This is a genomic window from Bradyrhizobium sp. BRP22 (genome assembly GCF_020194175.1).
GTDB lineage: Bacteria > Pseudomonadota > Alphaproteobacteria > Rhizobiales > Xanthobacteraceae > Bradyrhizobium.
The window spans coordinates 1-6,981 of record NZ_JADYVX010000081.1 but is presented as its reverse complement, the minus strand read 5'-3'; the positions used below and the strand labels follow the sequence as shown (position 1 = coordinate 6,981).

Genomic DNA, 6,981 nt, shown 5'->3' with positions numbered 1-6,981 from the left:
TGTCGGCCGAAGCGGGCTGAGCCGCGGAAAAGTTGCTCACGATCCCGCGAAATCCGTGCTCACGATCGTCTGAAATCTCTGCTCACGATCCCCTGAAATCCGTGCTCACGATCCCGCGAAACATGCACAGATTGCCGCGGAGAGCCTCGAGCCGGGAGCGATTGTCACAGATGTCGCCCGCCGCCACGGCTGCCGGCCCCAGCAGGTGCACGACTGGCGGCGCCGGGCGCGTTTGGGCCAGTTGGTGCTGCCGGCTTCGGCGGACACGCTGTCGTTCGTGCCGGTGGTGTCGGAATCGGCGCTACCGACGGCGGCAGAGCCCACCGGGTCGCTGGAAGCAGCCGTTGTGACGGTTGAGCGTAAGCGTAGCTCTGCGGCCCTTTTGATTGACGCTTGACGTCTATTTGAGCCGCGTGGCGCGACGCCGCGGCTTCCAAATTCCGGACAATGCGTTGACGGCGGCCTCGCGCGTCTTCCGGTCGACGACGTTCGGATCGAACTGTTCGGGCCCCCAGAGGCGCATATGTTCATGTTCTGGATGGGTAGGGTCGCCGATGGCGTCGAGGTAGTCGGCATAGCCTGGCGCACCGCCGACATCCTCCGGAGGACAACGACCGGCGGCCTCGAGCAGGAGGGGAAGTCCCTCTATCGTCGTGTTGTCGAACCATTTTTCGAGTTTGATCACATGGTCCCAGCTGTCGCCGAAGTCATAGAGATAATGGATCGTCTTGGCGCCTGTCTCTTGAACGATATCGGAGAGCCGCGCCTTGCGGGCATCGATCGGCTGGGGGCCAAAATCACCGTCGGGATCAGGGATGCCCCAACGCCCTTCGCCAGCTAGGAACTCGAAGAGGTGGCTGTTTGTCCAGCCAAACGCCGCCTGAAGCGTCAGATGCAGCCGATCAAGGCGCAGGGTGACGGGTACGACAAGGCAACGCATCACCTCCGGCTTCACGTCCTTGAGGGTTACCCTGATTCGGACGGCGGTCGTGTTCAGGCTCATGCTGCCAGCCTCGGATCGTGCGCATGCATCGTGTAGGTCGACGCCCAGGGAAGCAGTTCGTCCAGTCGCGCCGCAGGCCAGCCATTGACGAGCTTCGCAAGGACGTCGGAGAGCCAGTGCTCGGCGCTGACTGTCATTCGGCTTGCAATATTGACCCCCGTATTGCCTCACTTGTAGATGTTACCTTAGTGGCGCGGTGGCCGATGGCGATCCGAGGTCGACTGATTGGCCGCGCCAGATGGCTTTTCCGGCTTGCTCGACGAGAGGGGTTGTGGGCGGGTCGGGCCCTACATAGCCCGAGCCGTCCACAACGCCGGGCAATGGGGCAGCGGTGGTGGCCAAGCCGAGCGGGCCCTGGGCGACCAACCGTTCGGCAGCTCTTCGTCTGAGCGCCCTCAGCAGACGCTGCACGATCGAATGCTGTCTCGTCCCAAACTCCTCGGGGTGCTTCTCCCTCAGCCGGTCGACGATGGCGAGCGCGGTTAGTTGCGGCTGCTCGGCGAGCCAACCCTCGATCACAGCAATATGCGGGTCGAGCTTGGACGGCATGCGCACCCGGGTTTTATAGGGCCGACGTGTGCGCCGGTGCGTGGCGCGCGGTTCGCCGGACGTCGTCGTCTTACCGAGCGTCTTCGCAAAAGTGGCTGCGGTGGCTGGCGCGGTGCCCATACTGGCGGGTTGCAGGCCGCGCGCCTTTCCGGCACGACGATCGACGCGATTGCCTAATTCCTCTTGGGTTGCGCGAATCTCCGCCAACAGCGCGACCGGATCGAGCGAGCGATACTGATCGCGTAGGCGTTTCTTCACGGTCGCGGTCACCTTGGGATGCGCCAGGGCACGCTCGTAGGGCGTCGAGGGGAGATGATAGCGCTTGATCACTTTAGCCCCTTCGCGACGCTTCTCCTTCAGCTTGAACGACGGCTGGAAGAAGTTGACGTAGAGCCGTGCCGCCGCATAGAGGCGGCCCCTCATACGCGCCGTCTCGACGCCATCGAAGCGGCCATAGCCCATGAGGCGGCGGACGACGGCACCATTCTTCTGCTCGACGAACGCCTGATCGTTCTTCTTATAGGCGCGCGAGCGTGTGACCTCGAGCTTCTGTTCACGACACCATGGCACGACGACATCGTTCATGAAGGCACTGTCGTTGTCGAAGTCCACGCCGCGCAACAGCCAGGGGAACAGGCTCTGTGCGCGGTTGATCGCCTCGACGACCAGCGAACCTTCCCGCGTCAGCAGCGGCAGACACTCCGTCCAGCCGGTGGCGACATCGACCATCGTGAGGGTTTGGATGAACGAGCCAGCCACCGACGTGCCGCCATGGGCGACCATGTCGACCTCGCAGAAGCCGGGCACCGGGCTGTTCCAGTCATTGAACGTGCGGATCGGGACCTCGCGCCGGATTGCCGAATAAAATCCGGCACGGCGCCGCCTGCCGCCGCTCGCCGCGATCTTCACATCGACGAGCAGGCGATCGATGGTGGCGGCGCTGATAGCCAGGACACGATCACGATCCAACTGGCCAAGCTGCAATCGGCCATGTTGCTCAAGAGCAGACAGCAAGGTCGGGATCATCACCTTGAGCCGCTTGCCGCACACCCGATCCGACGCCTCCCACAGCGCAGTCAGCGCGTCCTTGATCGGCGCGCCATATCTGCGTCTTCGCTTTCTTGTTGCCTCGACCTCGCCCGGTCTTACCGTCTCGCGTCGCCGGAGCGCGCGCACCGCATGCTTGCGATGCCAGCCCGTCGTCGCGCACAGCTCGTCGAGAATCCGTCCTTTCTCCGCTCGTTTGGCCGACCGGTAACGCTCCGTTACCGCCGACACCACCTCGCGCCGCGCGCCCATGCTGATCTTTCCCGCCATAGACGCCACCGAACCAATTCGGTGGCACCGACCCAATTATCGGCGAGAAGTTGTCCAGTAACATTCTGGGTGAGGCAATGCGATGTCGCGCTGGCGCTCAATCCGGACGGCGAGAAGGAGGTTCTGGGCCTGTGGATCGAGCAGACCGAAGGCGCCAAATTCTGGCTCAAGGTCATCAACGAGCTGAAGACGCGTGGCGTCAACGATGTCCTGATCGCGGTGGTCGATGGGCTCAAGGGCTTTCCCGAAGCGATCGCCTCGGTCTATCCGCAGACCGTGGTGCAGACCTGCGTCGTGCACCTGATCCGCAACAGCCTGGCGTTTGTCGCCTGGAAGGATCGCAAGGCGATCCTGCCTGCCATCAAGGCAATCTATTGGGCCGAGAATGCCGATATGGCGCTGGTCCGGCTCGAGGAGTTCGAGGACGAATGGGGCAAGCGCTATCCGGCGATCGGCCAGGCTTGGCGCCGCGCCTGGGAACAGGTCGTGCCGTTCTTCGCGTTCGCTCCTGGCGTCCGCAAGATGATCTACACCACCAACGCGGTCGAGGCACTGCACCGTAGCCTGCGCAAGATCATCAAGACCCGCGGCAGCTTTCCAAACGACGACGCGGCGTTGAAGCTGCTTTATCGCGCCATCAAGAACGCCGGATTGCGGTGGCGGCGAGGCGTTGAGTGGACTGCCGCCATGGGCCAGTTCGCCATTCAGTTCGGCTCGCGTTTTCCGGGATCGGCGCGATGACGTCGGCCAGCAGCGCCATGTAGGCACTTAAAAGATCCGATGGAAGATCGTCCGGCTTCGATATCATGAAGCCATTGAATCAGATCAAGCAGCAGATTCAAACCGTAAAAGCGGCTATCCGAGCCGTGTCGGCCGATGGGTTTCTTGAGGGTTACGCCAATCGATCCCGGACAGCAAATAGCTCAACTGCGCCGGCGAAATCATTACCGATTCGCCGGCAACCGATGGCCAGATGAACTTTCCTCTCTCGAGTCTTTTTGTGAACAAGCAGGCTCCCTGGCCATCGTGCCAGATCGCCTTCACAAGATCGCTGCGGCGACCGCGGAAGACGAACAGATGACCGCTGAGCGGGTCTTTGTGCAGCACCTCCTGCACTTGGAGTGCCAGCGACGGAAAGCCTCTGCGCATATCCGTATAGCCTGTCGCGAGCCACACTCGCACATTCCCCGGTATAGCAATCATCGGCGTCCAAGCACATCGAGGACCCGCGCCAGCGCTTCCGGATCGACGTGCGCATCCACCCGGATGCACCGTCGGTTGCCGAGATCGATCTCTATCAATCCAGTACGCGCGGCTGCCACGGAGCGAACTCGGCCATCAACCGTAGGCAAAAGCTTCGGAGTTTCCTCAGCCGATGCCGCTACGGCGGCGATCTGCACCGGCGTAAAAGATGGTACAACTTGTTCCGATGTCCGTGCTTGTCGACGCCAGGTAAACACCAGGCTGGCCGCTACTCCGTTGCGACGCGCAACCTCAGTCACTTTCGCGCCCGGCGCCAACGTCTCCTCGACAATCCGCGCCTTGTCGTCCTGCGACCACCGCCGCCGCCGCTCCAGCCCGCCCAAAACCTCGACCCGCATCGCCTGATGACCTTAAAGCTAGACTTAAGGTCACACGCTTCGCGAATTACCATCCGTCACGCAAGACGGCCCCCGTCGGATGCGTACAATTGCACTTGCGGCTACGGACTCCAAGCTGCCACAGGCGCAGAGGGCACACTTCAACCTGGTCGAGGACTTACGCCTGAACAAGATCAAGCCACCAAAGCGCGGTGGCTCAGAGCCATCGCGAATAGTGCGATAATCGGAGACGCGATAACCGAGTTGGGCGTAGGCCCTGGCGATCGCTACCAGACCGCGGTGACGTCGGACCAAGCCGGATTACAGCTCAATGGCACAAAACATTGCACGACTGGCACCCTGTACGCCGATCACGTGATCGTAGCGGCTGACCAGAGCGGCAAGCGGATCGCCGTACCTCTCGATACCGGCCAGCCCCGCGTCAAGCATCCGCGACGACTGGAATGGCTTCGGGCATTTTTACCCCCACCACCCCTTCAACGGTTCGATCCGCTTCTTAAAGTTGCGGATATTGGCGATCGTATCTTTGCTCTCGCTATCGACATTGAAACGGCCGCGAAGATTGTCTAACTGCGCGTCCAAATAAATCGAGAGGACCTCCGCGATAGCGATATCGTCTATGTGGCGGATTCTTCGCTTTGGCGTGTGTTTAGAGCTGATGTAATCTCCTAGCTTTTCCTCCGCGGCCGCAATCTCATCTGCAGCGCAGCCTGTGCTGACATCCCGGCCGTTGTCTCTGATGATCCAGGTTGCAGGGTGAGTGATTTATGCGCTCTTGTTTCGGCGGGTAGCCCTGAGCTGAAGTCGGGCGCCCTTGCTTCTTCGCGGCACAGCTCTCTCATCCGTCCGATATGAGCCAGCGTTGTAAATTCCTTGCCGGCAATCTTCGATAACCAGTCGATTACGGTCGCGCTCACGACGCAAACCCGCGACCGTCATTCCTTCCAAAGGAAATGCGATCTTCACGGCATCGGCAAGGCGAAGTGGAGTATCAGGTGTAATTTCAGGTTGCGTTCGACGCGGCATCGACGCCACAGCGCGGCTGTTAAAAACCGAACTAAGATGTCAGCGTCTTATTGAAAGTAAATCGTAGGATTGGCAGTTTCATCGCAAAATTGACGAGACAGAGCGTATGAAGGAGGGACTGACCGTCACTCGGCTTCCTGACGCTGCTTGCTGCTGGCAGTTCCGCCGCACTCGATATCGTGCCATTCTGGATGAGTGGAATACGGTTCGAAGAGTAAGCGAGCGCCTTTATCTGAAGGCCTGGAGTGCTGAGATCAGCTTTCAGCCGATCGACGACGTGTGCGCACGGGTCAGGGAAAAACCAACGAGCAGCGCCTGGATCTCGAGATGAAGCTTCGAACCCTCAACTTTCGGAGAAAGTTCTCTCAGTCTATTCAACAGTCCCGATCAAGGCTGTCGAAATGGCTCGAGCCAGAACTCGGCGGTTTTCTGGATTGCTCACCATTGTCGCGTGGTTGCCTGGAACCGGTACGGCACGAATAGCCCCGGCATTCACGACTCGGTCCCAGCCCTGGTTTGGCAAGTCGCTACTGGGTTGGTTGTCAGGTGGTACCCGACGACTGACGAGAGGCTCACTCGCATAGAACTGATGTATTTCAATCACGAGCGATGGAACGCGATACGATTGTAGCGCGCGGTGAAATGTCGCGGCCCTTTGATACATCGAAACGTCACTGCGAAGATCGTGATCTGGAGCTAACGCTCCTATTTGCTGCGCCTTTTCAAGCAACTCAGAGATGGAACATGGTTCGGTGTCGCGTTCCAGAACCTCGCGATACTCATCGCGCAAGATTCCACAACGATTCAAAACAAATTCTCGCGCCAAATTCTTCAGTGCTCTGTTTGAAGAAGCCGCGGGTAGACTGACATCGATGAACGCCATGAACGACACAACTTCATCAACACTCAGTAACTGCTCGGCAATTGCATAAGCCAGGATTGCACCTGATGAGTATCCAGCAAAACGGTATGGGCCACGGGGCTGGATCTGTTTAATCGCAAGAATCACCTCGGCGGCCATCGCCTCAAGCGTCGGTGGACGAACGTCATCGAAAGGGGGCCATTGCAGAGCGTAGACCGAGCAGTCTGCATCCATTTCCGCTGCCAAACCGAGGACATACGAACAATCCCCAAAACCTGTGGGGACAAAGAAGAGAGGTGGCTGCGATCCGGTCGGTCGAACGGGAATCACCGCCGTGTTACTGGGCTGCACCTGCAAACGAATCTTCGATGCGAGCTCCTTTAGAACAGGGGCTCGGAAGAGGTCGGTGGCGCTAAAACTCAGCCCAAGATTTAATGCTCGACTGAGCATCTGCACGGCCAAGAGCGAGTGGCCGCCCAGTTCGAAGAAGTGGTCGTTGCGCCCGATGCGCTCGACACCAAGGAGCTCGGCCCAGATCTGCGCCAGCGTCGTCTCGACCGCACCTTGCGGCGACTGGTAGGCCGCCAGCGCATAGGCCTGATCGGCCGGCGCCGGCAGCGCGT

The 6,981-nt window shown here is 60.1% G+C and carries 6 protein-coding genes and 3 pseudogenes; 3 read left to right on the top strand and 6 right to left on the bottom strand.

The window, feature by feature from the left end:
• Positions 1-118: 118 nt before the first annotated feature.
• Positions 119-268, top strand: a pseudogene (locus tag I6F35_RS39295) (transposase); the annotation flags it as partial.
• Between the two features lie 132 nt (positions 269-400).
• On the opposite strand, the gene I6F35_RS39290 reads toward I6F35_RS39295, so the two are convergent.
• The 3 genes and pseudogenes from I6F35_RS39290 to I6F35_RS39280 all read right to left on the bottom strand — a co-directional run bounded on the left by I6F35_RS39290 (position 401) and on the right by I6F35_RS39280 (position 2,869).
• On the bottom strand, positions 401-1,003 hold the full coding sequence (locus tag I6F35_RS39290) for a plasmid pRiA4b ORF-3 family protein (protein ID WP_225122926.1): 603 nt from the start codon (positions 1,001-1,003) through the stop codon (positions 401-403).
• Positions 1,000-1,137 (bottom strand): annotated as a pseudogene (locus tag I6F35_RS39285) (transposase domain-containing protein); the annotation flags it as partial. The pseudogene I6F35_RS39285 and the gene I6F35_RS39290, both read right to left, overlap by 4 nt.
• Before the next feature lie 46 nt (positions 1,138-1,183).
• Entirely contained in the window at positions 1,184-2,869 is a 1,686-nt protein-coding gene (locus I6F35_RS39280) for a transposase family protein (protein ID WP_225122925.1), read from the bottom strand.
• An 84-nt stretch (positions 2,870-2,953) separates the two neighbouring features.
• On the opposite strand from I6F35_RS39280, the pseudogene I6F35_RS39275 reads away from it, so the two are divergent.
• Positions 2,954-3,610: pseudogene (locus I6F35_RS39275) on the top strand (IS256 family transposase); the annotation flags it as partial.
• Between the two features lie 114 nt (positions 3,611-3,724).
• Here the strand turns inward: I6F35_RS39275 and tnpB are convergent.
• Together tnpB and I6F35_RS39265 are read right to left on the bottom strand one after the other, a co-directional pair.
• A complete protein-coding gene (gene tnpB / locus I6F35_RS39270; protein WP_225122924.1) occupies positions 3,725-4,072 on the bottom strand; it encodes an IS66 family insertion sequence element accessory protein TnpB in 348 nt (115 codons plus the stop codon).
• Complete coding sequence (locus I6F35_RS39265; protein ID WP_028340772.1) at positions 4,069-4,470, bottom strand: transposase; 402 nt, start codon at positions 4,468-4,470, stop codon at positions 4,069-4,071. The genes tnpB and I6F35_RS39265 overlap by 4 nt, the downstream gene beginning before the upstream one ends.
• A gap of 279 nt (positions 4,471-4,749) precedes the next feature.
• Between I6F35_RS39265 and I6F35_RS39260 the strand changes: the two genes are divergently transcribed.
• Complete coding sequence (locus I6F35_RS39260; protein ID WP_225122923.1) at positions 4,750-5,040, top strand: hypothetical protein; 291 nt, start codon at positions 4,750-4,752, stop codon at positions 5,038-5,040.
• 826 nt (positions 5,041-5,866) lie between these two features.
• Here I6F35_RS39260 and I6F35_RS39255 read toward each other — a convergent pair.
• The coding region (locus I6F35_RS39255) for a thioesterase domain-containing protein (RefSeq protein WP_225122922.1) at positions 5,867-6,981 on the bottom strand (1,115 nt) is incomplete at its 5' end.